The organism is Novispirillum itersonii, assembly GCF_014205675.1.
Classification (GTDB): domain Bacteria; phylum Pseudomonadota; class Alphaproteobacteria; order Rhodospirillales; family Rhodospirillaceae; genus Novispirillum; species Novispirillum itersonii_A.
Window position 1 is genome coordinate 44,355 of record NZ_JACIIX010000006.1, and the last position, 16,135, is coordinate 60,489.

Annotated in this window: 18 protein-coding genes; 9 read left to right on the top strand and 9 right to left on the bottom strand. The window is 64.0% G+C overall.

Annotation, left to right across the window (positions count from 1 at the left end; translation table 11 throughout):
- Window positions 1–220 precede the first annotated feature (220 nt).
- Together FHS48_RS09290 and FHS48_RS09295 are read right to left on the bottom strand one after the other, a co-directional pair.
- Window positions 221–1,264, bottom strand: a complete 1,044-nt coding sequence (locus FHS48_RS09290) for a methionine synthase (protein WP_184263295.1) — start codon at window positions 1,262–1,264, stop codon at window positions 221–223.
- 41 nt (window positions 1,265–1,305) lie between these two features.
- A complete protein-coding gene (locus FHS48_RS09295) occupies window positions 1,306–2,292 on the bottom strand; it encodes a putative oxygenase MesX (RefSeq protein ID WP_311769115.1) in 987 nt (328 codons plus the stop codon).
- Window positions 2,293–2,393: 101 nt separating this feature from the next.
- Here FHS48_RS09295 and FHS48_RS09300 point away from each other — a divergent pair, with 101 nt between their 5' ends.
- The 3 genes from FHS48_RS09300 (at window position 2,394) to FHS48_RS09310 (ending at window position 5,550) form a co-directional block, all read left to right on the top strand.
- Complete coding sequence (locus FHS48_RS09300; RefSeq protein ID WP_184263297.1) at window positions 2,394–3,266, top strand: LysR family transcriptional regulator; 873 nt, start codon at window positions 2,394–2,396, stop codon at window positions 3,264–3,266.
- Window positions 3,267–3,470: 204 nt separating this feature from the next.
- Window positions 3,471–4,775: an aspartate aminotransferase family protein gene (locus FHS48_RS09305; protein WP_184263298.1), complete on the top strand. Its 1,305-nt coding sequence runs from the start codon at window positions 3,471–3,473 to the stop codon at window positions 4,773–4,775.
- 151 nt (window positions 4,776–4,926) lie between these two features.
- On the top strand, window positions 4,927–5,550 hold the full coding sequence (locus tag FHS48_RS09310) for a LysE family translocator (protein WP_184263299.1): 624 nt from the start codon (window positions 4,927–4,929) through the stop codon (window positions 5,548–5,550).
- 33 nt (window positions 5,551–5,583) lie between these two features.
- Here the strand turns inward: FHS48_RS09310 and FHS48_RS09315 are convergent, their stop codons facing one another.
- Both FHS48_RS09315 and rpsU read right to left on the bottom strand, forming a co-directional pair.
- Window positions 5,584–6,447 carry an HTD2 family dehydratase gene (locus FHS48_RS09315; protein ID WP_184263300.1) on the bottom strand — a complete coding sequence of 288 codons (864 nt, stop codon included), beginning with the start codon at window positions 6,445–6,447 and terminating at the stop codon, window positions 5,584–5,586.
- A gap of 468 nt (window positions 6,448–6,915) precedes the next feature.
- Window positions 6,916–7,119 carry a 30S ribosomal protein S21 gene (rpsU, locus tag FHS48_RS09320; protein WP_019646161.1) on the bottom strand — a complete coding sequence of 68 codons (204 nt, stop codon included), beginning with the start codon at window positions 7,117–7,119 and terminating at the stop codon, window positions 6,916–6,918.
- Window positions 7,120–7,392: 273 nt separating this feature from the next.
- Between rpsU and def the strand changes: the two genes are divergently transcribed.
- Both def and FHS48_RS09330 read left to right on the top strand, forming a co-directional pair.
- Window positions 7,393–7,911: a peptide deformylase gene (def, locus tag FHS48_RS09325; RefSeq protein WP_184263301.1), complete on the top strand. Its 519-nt coding sequence runs from the start codon at window positions 7,393–7,395 to the stop codon at window positions 7,909–7,911.
- 17 nt (window positions 7,912–7,928) lie between these two features.
- Complete coding sequence (locus tag FHS48_RS09330; RefSeq protein ID WP_184263302.1) at window positions 7,929–8,603, top strand: COQ9 family protein; 675 nt, start codon at window positions 7,929–7,931, stop codon at window positions 8,601–8,603.
- Window positions 8,604–8,620: 17 nt separating this feature from the next.
- On the opposite strand, the gene FHS48_RS09335 is transcribed toward FHS48_RS09330, so the two are convergent.
- Window positions 8,621–9,187, bottom strand: a complete 567-nt coding sequence (locus FHS48_RS09335; RefSeq protein ID WP_184263303.1) for a TetR/AcrR family transcriptional regulator — start codon at window positions 9,185–9,187, stop codon at window positions 8,621–8,623.
- A gap of 85 nt (window positions 9,188–9,272) precedes the next feature.
- On the opposite strand from FHS48_RS09335, the gene FHS48_RS09340 reads away from it, so the two are divergent.
- Complete coding sequence (locus FHS48_RS09340; protein WP_184263304.1) at window positions 9,273–9,665, top strand: hypothetical protein; 393 nt, start codon at window positions 9,273–9,275, stop codon at window positions 9,663–9,665.
- A 3-nt stretch (window positions 9,666–9,668) separates the two neighbouring features.
- Here the strand turns inward: FHS48_RS09340 and FHS48_RS09345 are convergent, their stop codons facing one another.
- Both FHS48_RS09345 and phnN read right to left on the bottom strand, forming a co-directional pair.
- Complete coding sequence (locus FHS48_RS09345; RefSeq protein WP_184263305.1) at window positions 9,669–10,457, bottom strand: APH(3') family aminoglycoside O-phosphotransferase; 789 nt, start codon at window positions 10,455–10,457, stop codon at window positions 9,669–9,671.
- A gap of 108 nt (window positions 10,458–10,565) precedes the next feature.
- On the bottom strand, window positions 10,566–11,114 hold the full coding sequence (gene phnN / locus FHS48_RS09350) for a phosphonate metabolism protein/1,5-bisphosphokinase (PRPP-forming) PhnN (protein ID WP_184263306.1): 549 nt from the start codon (window positions 11,112–11,114) through the stop codon (window positions 10,566–10,568).
- 256 nt (window positions 11,115–11,370) lie between these two features.
- Between phnN and FHS48_RS09355 the strand changes: the two genes are divergently transcribed.
- The 3 genes from FHS48_RS09355 (at window position 11,371) to FHS48_RS09365 (ending at window position 14,615) form a co-directional block, all read left to right on the top strand.
- Complete coding sequence (locus FHS48_RS09355) at window positions 11,371–11,670, top strand: SCP2 sterol-binding domain-containing protein (protein WP_184263307.1); 300 nt, start codon at window positions 11,371–11,373, stop codon at window positions 11,668–11,670.
- Window positions 11,671–11,967: 297 nt separating this feature from the next.
- Window positions 11,968–12,894, top strand: a complete 927-nt coding sequence (gcvA, locus tag FHS48_RS09360; protein ID WP_184263308.1) for a transcriptional regulator GcvA — start codon at window positions 11,968–11,970, stop codon at window positions 12,892–12,894.
- Between the two features lie 143 nt (window positions 12,895–13,037).
- Window positions 13,038–14,615 (top strand): hypothetical protein, encoded by a 1,578-nt coding sequence (locus tag FHS48_RS09365; protein WP_184263309.1) that lies wholly within the window; start codon window positions 13,038–13,040, stop codon window positions 14,613–14,615.
- A gap of 7 nt (window positions 14,616–14,622) precedes the next feature.
- Here the strand turns inward: FHS48_RS09365 and dusA are convergent, their stop codons facing one another.
- On the bottom strand, window positions 14,623–15,807 hold the full coding sequence (dusA, locus tag FHS48_RS09370; RefSeq protein WP_260402417.1) for a tRNA dihydrouridine(20/20a) synthase DusA: 1,185 nt from the start codon (window positions 15,805–15,807) through the stop codon (window positions 14,623–14,625).
- Window positions 15,808–15,906: 99 nt separating this feature from the next.
- The coding region (locus tag FHS48_RS09375; RefSeq protein ID WP_221443449.1) for a hypothetical protein at window positions 15,907–16,135 on the bottom strand (229 nt) is incomplete at its 5' end.

Consider the following 16,135-nt stretch of genomic DNA (forward strand, 5'->3'; position numbering starts at 1 on the left):
ACCGTTCCCGCGATGGCTTGGCGCTTCCACGCCGGAATCACCGTCTGATGAATGCTGTGCCTGAGCGTTACCGTCTGGCATGACCTGACCCGCGGGGGCAGGTCATTGGCCAAGACGGTATCAGACCGGACAAGGGAACATCGGCCCGTTCTGGGGTAACGAAGACGCCGATGATCCATTGCCGGGCAATGCGGGCGACTGAAGGGTGTTCGGGCTGGCTTCAGGCGGCCGGTCTTTGTGCCGACAGTTCCTTGCGGATGATCTCGGCGCCCGCACTCAGGGCATTGAGCTTGCCGCGCGCAACCTCGCGCGAGAGCGGTGCCATCCCGCAGTTGGTGCAGGGATAAAGCTTGTCGGCATCAACGAATTGCAGCGCCTTGCGCAGGGTCGCGGCGACCTCCTCGGGCGTCTCGACCGTGTTGGAGGCCACGTCAATCGCCCCCACCATCACCTTTTTGCCGCGGATCAGCCCGATCAGGTCCAGTGGCACATGCGAATTGTGACATTCCAGCGAAACCATGCCGATGCTGGATTTCTGGATTGTCGGAAAGGTCTGTTCATACTGGCGCCATTCGTTGCCGAGCGTCTTTTTCCAGTCGGTATTGGCCTTGATGCCATAGCCATAGCAGATGTGGACGGCGGTTTCGCATTTCAGCCCCTCGGCCGCGCGCTCTAACGCAGCCACGCCCCAGTCGTTCACATCCTCGAAGAAGACGTTGAAGGCGGGTTCATCGAACTGGATGATGTCGACACCGGCCGCTTCAAGTTCGCGCGCTTCCTCGTTGAGGATTTTGGCAAATTCCCATGCCAGCTTTTCGCGGCTTTTGTAGTGAGCGTCGTAAAGCGTGTCGATCATCGTCATCGGCCCGGGCAGTGCCCATTTGACCGGCGATTTGGTCTGGGCACGCAGGAATTTCGCGTCATCGACAAAAACCGGTCTGGTGCGTGCCACAGCCCCCACCACAGTAGGCACACTCGCCTCATAGCGCTTACGGATCGTCACTGTCTCGCGTTTGGTGAAGTCGACGCCCCTGAGGCTCTCGATGAAGGTTGTCACAAAATGCTGACGCGTCTGTTCACCGTCGCTGACGATGTCGATGCCCGCAAACTGCTGTTCGGCCAGCGTGATGCGCAGGGCGTCTTGCTTGGCCTCGGCCAAAGCGTCGCCTTCAAGTTTCCAGTCGGACCAGAGCTTTTCGGGTTCGCACAGCCAGGAGGGTTTGGGAAGGCTGCCGGCGGTCGAGGTGGGGAGGAGCTTCGTCATCAGGTTTTACCTCTTCTTGAGTGTGTTTTTGGTCTGACGCATCATTCGGCGGCGTAGTGCGCGGACCCATCTTTGAGCACCGCACGCAGCGGCACGATGAAGGTGTCGCGCGCAAGTTCGCCCTGCCGGATTGCCAGTTGCGTGCGTTCCTCGCGGTCATAGGTGATGCGCGTGTACGAGAAGTCCTGATGGTTGAGGCGCGGCCTGAACACCTCGCCTGCCACTGAATTCGCATTGTAGATTTCGGGACGATAGATCTTCTGGAAGGTCTCCATCGTGGCAATGGTGCTGATCAGCTCAAGATTGGTGTAGTCGTTCAGGAGATCGCCGAAGAAATAGAAAGCATAGGGCGCGGTGCTTCCCTGAGGCAGGAAATAGCGCACCTCCATTCCCATTTTACGGAAATAGGCTTCGGTCAGCGAGGTCTCGCCCGGTGTGTATTCAATGCCCAGAACCGGGTGGGCATTGGTGGTGCGGGTATAGGTTTTTGCGTCCGAGACGCTCAGGCAGATCACCGGCAGTCTGGCGAATTGTGCCTTGTAGGCCTCCGAGGCGACGAAGGCCCGGAAGATGCGCCCGTGCAGATCGCCAAAATCACCCGGAACGCTGAAGCCCGTGCGCCCGGCGTTATGCTCGCGCAGCAGCACGCTGAAATCGTAGTCACGCACATAGGACGAGAAGTTGTTGCCGACGATGCCGGGGATCTCGGTGCCGGTCTTGTGGTCGGTAACCGTGGTTTGGAGAATTTCGATGGCGGGAAAGCGCCCTGCCACGCCGTTCACTGACAGATCGACCGAGACGATATCGAGCGTGACACTGTAACGATCGCCATGAGGATTATCCCAATGGGCCAGACTGTTGAAACGGTTGTCGATCATCTGAAGGGCATTGCGCAGGTTTTGCCGGCGGCTTTCGCCGCGCGCGAGATTGGCGAAGTTGGTGGTGAGGCGGGTGCTTTCGGCGGGTGTATAGTCCTCGTCGAAACGCAGTGTTTTGAGGGTGAAGTCGAACTGGGCCGTCATGGTCATGTCTCTTTGCTTCTCAAGCGCGGTTTCATGGCTGTATGACGGAACTTTCCCTTGACGGGAAATGTGATTATCTCAGTGTTTCATGACGGGGAGTCATGTGCATGCTAGACACTCAACCCCTTGCGATCCTGCGCGAGGTTGACCGCACGGGCAGCCTGACCTCTGCTGCCGATAAACTGTGTCTCACGCAATCGGCAATAAGCCATGCGATCCGGCGGTTTGAGGAGCGCCATGGCGTCAAGGTCTGGGAGCGCGAAGGGCGCACGCTGCGCCTGACACCTGCGGGGCAATACCTGCTGGCGCTGGCGAACCGGGTGTTGCCGCAGCTTGAGCATGGCCTGAGTGTGGTCGAGGATTATGCGCGCGGCCGTCGCGGCGCGATCCGCATCGGCATGGAATGTCATCCCTGTCAGGACTGGCTGATGCGCGTCGTAGATCCCTTCCTTGCTGAGTGGCCGGATGTGGAGCTTGATGTTACCTCGGCCTTTCAGTTCGGCGGGCTCGCGGCGCTTCTGGGTCATGAGATCGACGTGCTGGTGACCCCTGATCCGATTGTACGGCCCGGCCTGGACTATCTGCCGGTGTTCGATTACGAACTGGTGCTGGCCGTGGCAGAGGCCCATCCTCTGGCAAGAAAAGACAGCGTCGGGCCTGAGGATCTGGCCGGGGAAACGCTTGTGACGTATCCCGTTGCGCGTGAGAGGCTGGACATTTTCACGCAGTTTTTTGTCCCGGCAGGTGCCCTGCCGCGCCGGCACCGCACAGTCGAGACCACGGATCTGATGCTGCGCCTTGTCGCCTCGGGCAGAGCTGTCAGCGCGACGCCGGACTGGCTGGTGCGCGAGGCCAGGGGCGTCCGGGGCATACGCCTTGGTCAAGGCATCGCCAAGTCCATCCATCTTGGCCTGCGCACGGGCGAGCGGCCCGATTACATGCGCGGGCTCGTGGATCTGGCCGCGCGGACAAAGGTCTAGGTCGGCAGCGCCTCTATTGGCTGTCGCGGTACCGGGCGGCCTTTCAGATGCGGGACCGTCTGACAGGGCGTAGCAGGGCCAGATCAGGTTCGGACATTTGTATCAATATTTCTGATATCTGTTTCCAAGATTATCAATTTTTCTTGAGTCACTGCAATTGCTAGCCTGAAAGCCGGTTCTGACATCGCCCGCAAGGAGGCCCCCATGTCCCGCAATGCCGATCCCGCTTTCTGGGAAGCCGCTGACCGCCACCTGATCCGCTACGGTTCCGCCTTCGAGCGGCTGATCATCGAACGCGCCGAGGGCAGCTATGTCTATGACGCCGACGGGCGGGCGATCCTTGATTTCACCTCGGGGCAGATGAGCGCGGTGCTGGGCCACGGCCACCCGGATATCGTCGCCACCGTGCAGCGGCAGATGGCACAGGTGGCGCACCTGTTCAGCGGCATGCTCACCCGCCCGGTGGTCGATCTGGCGCAGCGTCTGGCGGAACTGGCTCCCGGCCTTGACCGGGTGCAGCTTCTCACCACCGGGGCGGAATCGAATGAAGCCGCCATCCGCATGGCCAAGCTGGTCACCGGCGGCCACGAGGTGGTGGCCTTCGCCCAGAGCTGGCACGGCATGACCGGCTCGGCGGCCTCGGCCACCTACAGCGCCGGGCGGCGCGGCTACGGCCCGGCGGCGGCGGGGTCGCTGGTGATCCCGGCCCCCAATGCTTACCGCCCGCGCTTCACCCATCCCGATGGCTCGCTGGACTGGCAGACGGAACTGGATGATGCCTTCTGGCTGATTGACCGCCAGTCCACCGGCAACCTCGCCGCTTTCATCGCCGAGCCGATCCTCTCCAGTGGCGGCATTCTGGAACTGCCGCCCGGCTATCTCGCCGCCCTGAAGCGCAAGTGCGAGGAACGCGGCATGCTGCTGATCCTCGACGAGGCCCAGACCGGCATCGGCCGCACCGGGCACATGTTCGCCTTCCAGCGCGACGGGGTAACGCCGGACATTATGACCCTGTCAAAAACGCTGGGGGCCGGGCTGCCGCTGGCGGCGGTGATGACCACCAGCGCGATTGAACAGACGGCATTTGAACGCGGCTTCCTGTTCTATACCACCCATGTCTCCGATCCGCTGCCCGCCGCCATCGGTGTGACGGTGCTGGATGTGGTGGCCCGCGACGGGCTGGTGGCCCAGGCGGTCAGCCGGGGGCAGCGTCTGCGTGACGGGCTGCTGGACCTGCAACAGCGCTTCGACTGCATCGGTGACGTGCGCGGGCGTGGCCTGTTGCAGGGCATGGAAATCGTTACCGACCGCAGCACCAAGGCCGCCGGGTTCGAGCTGGGCGCGAAGATCATGGAAGAGGCGATGCAGCGGGGCCTGAGCATGAACATCGTCAAGCTGCCGGGCATGGGCGGGGTGTTCCGCATTGCCCCGCCGCTGACGATCTCGGAGGCCGAGGTGGATCAGGGGATCAGCATCCTGTCCGACGCCATCGCCGCCGCTGTGGCGTGAGGCGGAGAAAAGGGACGGGGGCACGGAACCCCCGTTCATCCGGTAGGGAAAAGGGCGCGTCAGCCTGTGCCGGGCCCTTGATTCCGGCGTCATGCCGTGGCTTTCTGGCAGGGGCGGGGGTGTGCCCGGGCCTGCCGGAGGGAGTTGCCAGATGGAAGCAGACCTGATCACGGTCATAACCGTCCTTGGGCTCTACGCCGCTGTTCTGGTCAGTCCGGGGCCGAATTTCGCCCTGATCAGCCGTCTGGCGGTCTCAGGGGCGCGGTCCACCGCCACCGGGGCCATTTTCGGGCTGGCCTGTGCCGCCACACTCTATGCCACCCTGTCGATGACCGGCCTTGCCCTGATCCTGACGCGGGTCGGGTGGCTGGCAGGTTTCGTCCAGATCGCGGGGGGCTGCTATCTTCTTTATCTCGGCGTCATGGCCTGGCGGTCTGATCAGGGGAAAGCCCCGCAGCAGCGGCAGGCTGATCCCGGAAGTTTTCGGCGCGGGTTGCGGATGGGGGCGTTGGTGAACCTGTCCAATCCCAAAGGCATCGCCTTTTTCATCGGTCTTTATGCCGTTGCCGTCCCTCCGGAGACCACTGTCTGGGCCAAGGCGGTGATCCTGACCGGTGGATTTGTGCTGGAAATTATCTGGTACGGTTTTGTCATCCTGCTGCTGTCAACCCGACCGGCCCGGGCCGCCTATGACCGTTTCGGGCGCTGGATTGAACGGGGGATCGGGACGCTGCTGGCCGCTTTTGGTCTGCGGCTGATTTCGGAAAAGCTGTAACCCAACGGAGGAGGGCGTTGACGCCGCCCTTCTTTAAAACTCCGCCCGGGCGTCCATCGCCACCGGGCCGCCATCGCGGGCGGCCCACAGGCGCAGCGTGCTGCCGCCAGCCTCGGCGTGCAGGATAATGTCCGCATCATCAAACAGGGTCGACAGGCTGCGGAAGTGGAAGGTTTTCGGCGGCTGGCCGTGCAGGTCGGCGGCGAAGTGGCACAGCAGCGTCGCCAGCATCGGCCCATGCACCACCAGCCCGGGGTAGCCCTCCACCTGCCGGGCGTAAGGGGCGTCGTAATGGATGCGATGACCGTTGAAGGTCAGGGCCGAATAGCGGAACAGCAGGGTCGGCGTCGGGGTGATCCGCCGCTGATGGTGGCCCGCCGGGGCAGCAGGCGGGGCAGCCTTGGCGGCGGTGTCGGTGGCTTCACTGCGATAGACGATGTCCTGCCGCTCGGTCAGCAGCGGGCGGGCGTCGGGGCCGGTGATCTCATGCTGAACCGTGACGAAGCACAGTGGCCCGGTGCGGCCCTGCTTCAGGGTGACATCGGTGACGGTGGAGCGGCGGGTGATTTCCTCGCCGATGCGTGGGGCATCGTGGAAGGTGAAGGCCCCACCGGCCCACATCCGGCGCGGCAGCGGCACCGGTGGCAGGAACCCGCCTTTGGCCGGGTGGCCGTCGCGGCCGAGATCGGTCATTGCCGCAGCCGGTGGGGCGATGCACAGGTGGATCAGCAGCGGCGCGGCAGCCCCGGCAGCCGGATCGCAGCCGCACCCCAGTGTGGCGGCAAAACGGCGGGCCAGCTCCGGCGTCACGGTTTCGGCGGCGGTGTCGCTGCGGCCGATCCAGCCCCGCAGCAGGGCAAGGTCAATGGGGGCTGAGCCGGTCGGGGGCTGGGGCATGGCGGCGGTCTCCGGCGATGGGCTGCGGAAACAGGGTAGGGGGCAGGGGGGCTGAAGGCCAGCGGAAAGACTTACCGTCAAGAGGGGGGCGGATCCCGCAGCAGCAGCGCCGCCGCCGCAGGCCACATTGCTCCGGGCCGGGAGCGTTGCGCTGTGGCGCTGGCGTCTCGCCTCTGGACTCTGGCTTCTGGACTCTGGCTTCTGGCTTCTGGACTCTGGCTTCTGGCTTCTGGGGGGAGGGTGGTTTGCAAACCACCCCTCATACCATCCTCCCTACCATCCCCCCTACCATCCCCCCTACCATCCCCCCTACCATCCGGGGGGGTGGCTAAGGGGGTGGTCAGGGGTGGATCGGAAAAAGCAGACAAAAACAAAGGCCTGCCCCGGGGAAACCGGGACAGGCCTTTATCTCAAGAGTGCACTCTCGTGCCCGTTACGCAATGCGCAACGGAGCGCGATCAGGGACCCTTAGAAGCCTTCACGCTCCAGACGCTTACGCTCCAGCTTACGGGAGCGGCGAACGGCTTCCGCCTCTTCACGCGCCTTCTTTTCGGACGGCTTCTCGAAGCTACGACGCAGCTTCATTTCACGGAAGATACCTTCACGCTGCATCTTCTTCTTCAGGGCCTTGAGGGCCTGATCGACGTTATTGTCACGAACGAGAACCTGCACTACAGTCACCCCCTCTCGGCAGGGTTGGGAGGATGCGCAGTTGCCCGCGTACCCTGTGATCCGACCGCGAGACCGGCAGGTCTTTACAGACCCGGGATCTCGCGAAGGGCGGTTCTATACCACGGTGATCCGGGCCTGTGAACCGTAATATCGTCTATAAACCGTAATATTGGCCAGCCACCGGCCTTTTTGCGTCAGCAAAGGGGCCTGCCACCAACTTTCCGCACTATTGTACCCCTTTACGGCAGGGCATGGCCACTCCATAGTCAGGATATGGCTATTCTGAAAATTGCCCGCATGGGCCACCCGGTCCTGCGCTCCGCGGCGCAGCCGGTCGAAGATCCGACCAGCCCGGAGATCCGCCGTCTGGTCGCTGATATGCAGGACACCCTGCGCGATGCGGGCGGCGTCGGGCTGGCCGCGCCGCAGGTCTATGTGCCGCTGCGGATTGTCATTTTCTTTGCGCCGCCGGACCGCAACAACGGTGTGGCGGTGCCGATGACCACCCTGATCAACCCGGTGATTGAAGCCATCGGCGATGATCTGGCCGATCAGGTGGAAGGCTGCCTGTCGCTGCCCGGAATGGCGGGGAAAGTGCGGCGCCCGGCGGCGGTCCGTTACCGGGGGGTGGATCTGGACAACGCCCCGGTTGACGTGCAGGCCTATGGGTTTCATGCCCGGGTGGTGCAGCACGAGGTGGACCATCTCGACGGCATCCTGTATCCCATGCGCATGACCGACCTGACCACCTTCGGCTTTGTCGAGGAACTCAGGAAGGCGGCGGCGAGCTGATGGAAGGAGTGGGGCTTATGACCGAGCTGACCCTTGATGATATGCGGGACCGTCTGGTGCTGGCGGCGCTGGCGCATATCCCCTTTGATGGCTGGAGCCTGCGCGCCCTGCGCCATGCCGCGCAGGACTGCGATTTTGATGCCTCGGTGCCGGAGCGGCTGTTTCCGCACGGGGTGATTGATGCGGTGGAACACTTCACCCGCCTTGCCGATGCCCGGATGGCGGAGGATGCCGAAGCCCTGTTGAGCGCCGATGACAAGGTGCGGGACCGGCTGTTCAAGGTGATTCAGGCCCGGCTGATGCGGTGGCAGGACCATAAGGAAGCGGTGCGCCGTGCGCTGTCGGTCTATGCGCTGCCGACCAACCTGACCCGCGCCGCTGCTGCCACCGCCCGCACGGCGGATGCCATCTGGCGCGCCGCCGGCGACCGCTCGAATGACTTCAACTGGTATACCAAGCGGGCCTCGCTGACCGGCATCTATGCCGCCACCCTGCTGTACTGGCTGGATGACAGCACCGAGGAGTCGGTGGACACCTGGGACTATCTGCACCGCCGTCTCGATGGCATGGTGGCCGCCATCAAGACCCGCCAGTCGATCCAGAAGAAGGTGGAAAAGACCTTCAGCCACCTGCCGGGGCCGTTCGCGCTGCTGGCGCAGGCCCGCCGTCTGCGGCCGCGCATGCCGACCTGACCGGCAGGGCCTGCGGCTCAGGCCAGAAGCCGGTCGAGCAGGGCCAGAAGATCGGCCCGCAGGTCAGCCGGGTTTTCCGGCGGCAGGCAGGGCAGACCGATTAACGCACCATACAGCAGGCGGGCATGGCGTCCCGCCTGTTCTGCTGTCTGGCCGTGCTGGATGAACAGCGCGGTCAGGAAGGTCAGCCGCTGGTCATCCACCTCCCGCAGGGTGGTGGCGGCGTCCGGGTCGTGGCGGGCCCACTGGCGGATGGCCATCTCGACCGCCTCGCCCCCATAGGGGTGGCTGCGGTCGTCGGTGGCCAGCAGGGTCAGCTGATGCAGCCGGGCGCTGGCGGGGGCCGGGGTGTCAGCATCGGCAATCGCCGCGATGATCTCCTGTGTTCCCCGGATCTTCCAGTGTGCCAGCATCGCCGTCTTCAGGGCGGGAACATCACGGAAATGCCAGTAGAACGATCCCTTGCTGACCTTCAGGGCGCGGGCAAGGGCTTCTGCCCGCACGGCCTGAATGCCCCCGTCACTCAGGGCGCGGAAGGCGGCTTCAATCCAGTGCTGGTCAGAGAGGGTGTCGCGGGATGTCATCCTGAATCCATACGCTGCCGTATTGACCGGGGCAAGAAAAACTGCTTCCATACGGCACCGTATGGAAATGATCAGGGGACCCCTCATGAATTACTGGAATGCCGCCGCCGGAGTCCTGTCGTCGGTCACACTGGCGGTCCATCTGTTCGCCGGGGGGTCGGAGGTGCATGACCCTCTGTTGGCTGCCGGGCCGTCCGTGGTCCTGCAAACCTACATCACCGTGCTGTGGCATGCGGTGTCGGTGATTTTAGCCATTAACAGCCTTGTCCTGCTGGCCGCCGCACGGCGGACGGAGATGGGGCCATGGCCGGTCTGGCTGGTGTGCGCACAATATGCCGCCTATGCGGGCCTGTTCATCGCTTACGGCAGCCGTAATCTCGGCACGTTGATGGAAACCCCGCAGTGGATCATTTTCCTGCTGATTGCCGGTCTGGCCCTGCGGGGTACGCGGGCCTCCCGGTTGCTGAAACCGTCCTGAGGCTCAGAACAGCTCATCAAGCTGTTCGAAGAAGCGCCGCCGGTCCGGGGCATCGGGTCTGCCGAGCTGCCGGAGGAACGCCTGTTCAGCCTCCGCCGAAACCTCTTCGCGCAGATTACGGCACAGGAAGGCGATATCCAGCCAGCGGTCAGCCCGTCCGCCGCGCCCGAGGTCGATGAAGTGCAGGGTTTCCCGGCTGTCGATCAGGATGTTGCTGTCGCCAAGATCGCCATGGCTGAACACCGGATCTTCCCCCGAATCTTCTGCCGGGCGGGTGGCGTGCAGGTGCGCCCGCAGGTCCTCCGGTCCGGTCAGGCCGGGCCATGGGCTGAGGTCGATGTCTTCGGCGGCCAGACCCTGCGCCAGCAGATAGTCCAGTTCCGTCAGGCGGGGGAAGACCCCGGCGTCAAAGGGGCACTCCGCCACCGGCACCGCCTGCACCAGCCGCAGGGCTTCCAGAAACAGTCCCTCCACCGGTTTTCCGGCGTCAATACGGGTGAACAGCGGGTCTCCCGGCAGGGCACGGGTAATCATGAAGGCCCCGTGGTCGGTTTCAGCGGTGGCAACCACCTCCGGCACCGACAGGCGGCCCGCCAGCCAGCGCAGCACGGCGGCTTCCCGGCTGACGCTGTACGTGGTCGGGGCAAACGCAGCGGGGGAGATTTTCAGGAAAAAGCGGTCATTTCCCCGGGTGAATGCGTAAACGGCACAGGGAGACTCTCCGATATCATCCGCCTGAAGCGGAGCATGAGAGATAAAGTTTGATATTGTATCTGGGAGGATCAGTTTCATCTGAAGACCTCTGTAATGATATATCTGCTGTTACGTATATAGACTTTGAAGGAAGCCAAAAAAATCTTGGGGGTGATTTATTTGTTTTATAGGAAATAATAGGTCCGATTAGCCTGATTGTCCCTGTAACACGGCCAGTAAAGCAGCGGCCCCCTGATCCAGCGGGCCGGAATTGTCGATGCGGATCAGGCGCGGGTGCGTGACGGTGAAGGCGGCGGCGCGGGTCAGGCGGCGCTCAATCTCCGCCGCCGTCTCGCGGCCCCGGCCTTCCAGCCGTCCGCGCAGGATTTCCGGCTGTACGGTGATCAGCACCGGCACCAGATCGGGGAACCGGGCTGAGGCCTGATCCAGATAGCCGCGTGATCCGTTGACCACCACCGACAGCCCGGCGGCCAGCCAGTCCCGGACTTCGGTCCCGATGCCATAGCGCAGGCCGTTGCCATCCCAATGCAGGCAGAAGGCCCCGTGCGCCTGCCGGGTGGCGAATTCCGCCGGGGTCAGCGCCACGTGGTTCTCTCCTCCGGCCTCCAGCGGGCGGGTGATGTAGCGGTGGGCGAACACCAGCGGGGCCCCATCGGGCAGGGCGGCGCGGCAGTGGCCCAGCAGGCTGTCTTTTCCGGCCCCGGACGGGCCGATGACGTAAAACAGGGTCGGCATCACGGCCCCTTCTGTGTGCGGTGGTCGCTTCGGTGGGCCGGAGTGTGGTGGCGGGGGCCGGGGCTGTCCACCGCAGGGGCGTTAATTCCCTTTGCGATATTTTATTTACGTTAACGTCACGCTGCGTTACAACAGTTCCAGAAGTATCAACGTCCGTGGTCCCATCCGTCAGGGCGGGAGAAAAAACCGCCACGGATCAAAGACATGGAAGAGGCCGCCGCCGCTGTTCCGGTGCGGCCAGACGGGAGGCAGCGCAATGTCCATCGACGTGATTGAAGAGCGTATCCGTGATGTTCTGCCCAATATCGGGGCCCTGCGGGCGGTGGTGAAGTTCGACCTTAAAGGCGAAGGTATACTGCGAATCGACGCCACTCAGACCCCGGCGGTGATCAGCCGGGATGATGGCCCGGCGGACACCACCATCATCATCACCTCGGCCAATCTGGAAAAGCTGATGGATGGCAAGATGGATGCGATGGTCGCCTTCGCGCTGGGCAAGATCAAGGTGGATGGATCGAAGGGGCTGGCCGCCAAGCTGACCGGCCTGCTGTCCTGACGTCGTCCGGCTGGCCCCGCTGGGGCCAGACACAAAGTTTGAATAATCCCAGAAAACCCGGTCCGCCTTTGCTGCGGGGCCGGGTTTTTTGCAATTGCAGCAGATTAAATGTGCAGGTGCGGTAGAAATAAAATGATTGCGGGCTATTGTCCGCTCTCCGGCCTGTGTTAGATTCTGTACCGCTTGGGAATGGGCTCCTACTGACCAATATCGCCGGTTGATTAACGTTGATGGGCGTGAGGTTCTGTTCAAATGGGGATGAGAGATAGGTTTCCTATCTCTGGGACAGGAGGAACCATGAAACGTCGTTTACCGTCGTTGAATGCGTTGCGTGCTTTTGAAGCGGCTGCCCGGCACGGCAGCTTTGTTGATGCGGCTGAGGAACTGGCGGTGACCCCGGCAGCGGTCAGCCACCAGATTAAGGGGCTGGAAGAGGCCCTTGGCGTTGCCATGTTCGTCCGTCACCACCGGGCAGTGGAACTGACGGCGGCAGGGCGGCGGCTTCTTCCCGGCCTGAGTGATGCCTTTGACCGCATCGCCACGGCGGTGGACGGGGTGCGTCCGGCGCGGGAGGCTCCGGTGACGATCACCGTGCCCCCGGCCTTTGCCGCCAAATGGCTGGCCCCGCGTCTGGAAGGGTTTATGGCCCAGTATCCGGACATTCCGATCCGGGTGCAGGCCGAAGCGGCGGTGGTTGATCTGGAAGCCGCCGAAGTGGACCTTGGCGTGCGCACCATCACCTCGCCGGAGGCCGCGCCGGAAAACCGGGTGGAACGGCTGTTCGAAGACTGGGTGTTCCCGGTCTGCGGGCCGCTGCTACGCATGGTGCTGAAGGCCCCGGCCAACCTGAGCATGCAGACGGTGATCGTCGATGAACTCAGCGAGATGCACGGCGGTTATGTCAGTTGGCCGCACTGGCTGGAAGCGGCCGGGGCGGCAACCCTGAAACCGGCCAAGGAACTGCGCTTCAGTCACAGCACGCTGGCACTGGATGCTGCCGCGCGGGGGCAGGGGGTGGCGCTGGCCCGGGGCAGTCTGGTGCTGAGCGAGATGCGGTCCGGGGCGCTGGTGCGACCGTTTGATACGGCGATTCCGGCAGGCAAGGCCTATCATCTGGTGCGCAGCCGCACCGCCCCGCTGCGGCCGAAGGCGCAACTGTTCTACGACTGGCTGATCCACGAGGCCGGGGCCTTCCGCGAGGAAAACCCGAAACTGGTGCGCTGACCGTCGTCACAGGGATACACAACAGGCCGGGGCTATACGCTCCGGCCTGTTGCGTTTGCTGGAAAGGCTGTCAGGGCTGGATCTTGATGGGGTTGTGAGAACCGGTAAAATACCCGCCTGAAGAGGCGAGAGGATCCGCTGTCATGGCCACCAGACCCCGTTCCCTCCGCCCCGGCGATGTTATCAGGCCCGGTGATGTTATCCGGGTTGACCGTTCATTTGCCTGCCGCCCGGTGGAGGCCGATCCGTTCACAACCCTCTACTGCCCGGACGCCGGGCCGTCGCCGGGGCTGGGGCACATTGTGCAGGTCGGGGAGGACGGCATGGTGTTCAGCCTGTGGGGGCAGCTTTACCGCACCCCGCTGCGGGCCGATGATCCTGCGATCCGGCGCTTGACCCGGCTTCAGGGTCTGCTCGCCCGGCAGCGGATCGGCGAGGCCATTCTGCGGCGGGAGGCTGCCGCCGCACAGGGGGGGATGCGGGATTGCTCACCGGCCCGGCAACCGCTGCTGCGGTGGTGGCTGCGGCTGACCCGTGGCCGCTTACCGGCGCTGGAAGCGTTGGGCGGGCGGATTCAGCCGCCCGGGCAACGGTGGCTGAAGGCCCGGATGGTTTACTGGCTCGGCCGCATCGGTGCCATGCCGGTACGGGGCGGATATCTGGATCACGGCGTGCTGGTGGACCGCATCGGGAAGCCGGTGCGGTTTGAATACAACCGACAACTGCGCCATCTGTGGCTGGACCGGATCATCCTGCATCGCAACGGGACTATTCACCTGACCGGTCTGGATCTGGGGCACGGTGAGCCGCGCACCTTCCGTCTGGACCGGCTGTGGAATGGCATGGAGATTCCGCCGCTTGGCCGGGTCTCCCCCGATGATCTGCACCTCCAGCTCAAGGCCCTGTGCAGTTCGCGGAAAAGCTGGATCTGGAGCTGGGACCGCCATCAGGAACAGCATGGCGGCCCCTTGGCGCCACCGATTGGCCCGGTGGGCAAGGCCCTGTCATGGTTGGCAAAGCCGGTGGTTTTCCTGTGGGACTTTCCGCGCCACACCCGGAAAATCCGCGAACGGTTGCGGGCCGATTATCGGCGGGGCCGGTCGTGGCTGCGGCGGCACCTGCGGGACTGGAAGGCCGCCCGGCACCCGCTTCAGCGAGGATTGCGCCGATATCTGAGGGCTGGGGAGGATCCGGCATGTCTGCGCCGCCTCCGCCGGGCGATTGCCACACTGGAGGCTGGCGGGACCGAGCAGGTGACGTGTCTGCTGCCGATGTACAGCCTGCGCCGTCAGTCCCCGGCATGGCAGTCTTTCCTGCGGTTTTTGCTGGAACAGACGCTGGCGGAGGCGAAAACCGCCACCGACGGCCATCCGCTGGCCGTTGAGATTCTGGCCGGATCTCTGGCGATCCCTCCGCCGGACGGTCAGGTCATTTCCCCGCAGCAAAGGCAGGCGGCAGAGGCGCTGTTGCAGCGGCTGAGGGCGATTGAGCCGGGGTGTCGCCGCATCTGGGTGCATGCCACCCGCCGCGCGATCGACGACGCCAGACTGCTGGTGGCGGAGAGTTATCTTCAGGCCGTTTACACCAGCCCCGGCGGGGAGGGGTTTTACCGGACCCAGTGCTATTTTGTTGCCCGCTGGGACAATCAGCGGTTCCGGATGGATGCCTCCTCAGCGGCGCGGCTGAGGATCATTCTGGAGTGGTGGACCGCAGGCCGGTAGGGCAGGCTTACGCCTGCGGCGCGCCTTTTTCTTCAGTGCCTTCCGGCACATCTTTCTCATAAGTGCCTTCCGGCATATCTTTGGGCTCAGTGCCTTCCGGCATATCCTTTGGCTCGGTGCCTTCCGGCATATCCTTTGGCTCGGTGCCTTCCGGCACACCTTTCTCATAAGTGCCCTCAGGCACATGGGCCAGCGCCGCCAGCAGCACCCCGACATCCGCCCCCTTCTTCGGGGCGTTCTCGCTCAGGTGCCGCCGCCACGCCCGCGCCCCGGGCAGGCCCTGAAAGATGCCCAGAATATGCCGGGTCATGCTGTGCAGCGGCACGCCTTTGGCAAGCTGGGCCTCCACATACGGCACAAACAGCCGCACCGCGTCGTGGCGGCTGACCGGGGCGTGGCTGTCGCCGTAAATCCTCTGGTCGGCTTCCGCCAGCACATAGGGCGTTTCGTAGGCGGCACGGCCGATCATGCAGCCTTGCAGGTCGGTCAGATGCGGCAGGCATTCCGCCAGCGTCTTCAGGCCGCCGTTCAGCACAATGTCGAGGTGCGGATAATCCCGCTTCACCTGATGCACCACATCGTGGCGCAGCGGCGGGATCTCGCGGTTTTCCTTCGGCGACAGGCCCTTCAGCCACGCCTTGCGGGCGTGGATGGTGAACACCTGGCACCCGGCAGCCGAGACGGTATCAAGGAAGCGCCGCAGGTGGTCGTAGCTGTCCAGATCATCAATGCCCAGCCGGTGTTTGACCGTCACCGGCAGGCCGCAGGCATCCTGCATCGCCTTGACGCCGTCGCCGACCAGTTCCGGCTCCGCCATCAGGCAGGCCCCGAAGCGGCCGGAAGACACCCGGTCCGACGGGCAGCCGACATTCAGGTTGACCTCGGCATAGCCCCAGTCTTCGGCAATGCGGGCGCATTCGGCCAGTTGCGCCGGATCGGACCCGCCAAGCTGAAGGGCCAGCGGGTTTTCCCGGGCGTCATAGTCGAGAAACCGTGGCCGCTGCCCGAACAGGATCGCCCCGGTCACCACCATCTCGGTGTACAGCAGGGTGCGGCGCGTCAGCCCACGGGCGAAAACGCGGTAATGACGGTCCGTCCAATCCAGCATCGGCGCGACAGACAGGCGGCGGTCGAGCGGGAACGGGGCGAGCGGAAACGGGGCGTCGGGGGCGGGCGTGGGGGCTGCGGTCATCATGGCATCCTCTTACCACTCCCCGCCGCGTCAGAAAACAGGATCGTGGGGACCGGCGGGGTTCTGCTCCTCTTCCCTTCGGTCGGGGGGGTGAGCGTATCACCCTGCCTGCTGTTCGGAGGTCATTTCTTGGATAAATTCTCGAGCCAAGCCTACCACCTTTTGCAGGTCTGGCTCCGGGGCATCGCCGAAGCGGCGGATCACCTCGTCATAGACGGCGATCTCCGCCTTGCTGTCGCCACTCTGGCCGATTGTGATCGCCTTGTAGACCATTGCCTTGGCGAGCTGTTCACGTAGGGCTGGTTCCGTGGCATCGCCGAAGCGGAGC